This window comes from Streptomyces sp. DH12 (assembly GCF_020873895.1).
In the GTDB taxonomy this organism is placed as follows: Bacteria; Actinomycetota; Actinomycetes; order Streptomycetales; family Streptomycetaceae; genus Streptomyces.
The window spans coordinates 1-706 of the sequence record NZ_JAHWGT010000287.1 but is presented as its reverse complement, the minus strand read 5'-3'; the positions used below and the strand labels follow the sequence as shown (position 1 = coordinate 706).

Here is a 706-nt window from a genome sequence, read left to right as displayed (position 1 = left end):
CCCAGGTGTTCCTCGGCGGCGTGGCGGAGGTCCTCCACCCTGGGCTGCCGGACACCGGTGCCGCCCTGGAGAACGCCGTCCACTACGTCCTCACCGAGGCGCACCGCAACCCACTCGTCCGAGCCGTCGTCCTCGCCGCGCGCGAGGGCTCCGACAGCCTGCTGCCGTACCTCACCGCCCGCGCCGATCCCGTGTTCGGCGCGGCGCAGGACCTGCTGCGCGCCTGGCTCACGGAACGCTTCCCCGACCAGGACGGGCTTCTCGTCGAGGTGGCGGCGGACGTCGCGGTGCGCATGACCCTCAGCCACCTCGTCCTCCCGGGCGGCGACGCCCGGGCCACCGCGGACCGCATCTCCCTGGCCGTAATGAAGGTGCTGCGCTAGTGCTCCAGCAGGACTCTGCTGTCTGAACTGCGGGTTTCGCTGGGCGGCTGGAGTGTAGCGGGACTTCGATCGTGTGGGGGGCGGTCTCACGGAGGCCGCCCCTCGATCGTGCGACAACGCCGCAGGCAATGACAGCGGCGGGGCAGCCTCCGAAGGTGATCACCGAGTCTGCCGCCGCGGGGCACGTAGATGGGCCGGCTGGCGACCGCGCATGTGCTCAGGGCAGAAGGCCGGGACCGTCCCTTGCTCAGGCGCGGGACTTGCGGTTCCTGCGCGCGTGTCGGACGAACACCTCTCCCACGGTTCCCACGCACATGCCCTGT

At 71.4% G+C, this 706-nt stretch carries 1 pseudogene; it reads left to right on the top strand.

The features are described from left to right. Positions 1 to 383 (top strand): annotated as a pseudogene (locus LPA54_RS34080) (TetR/AcrR family transcriptional regulator); the annotation flags it as partial. Positions 384 to 706 lie beyond the last annotated feature (323 nt).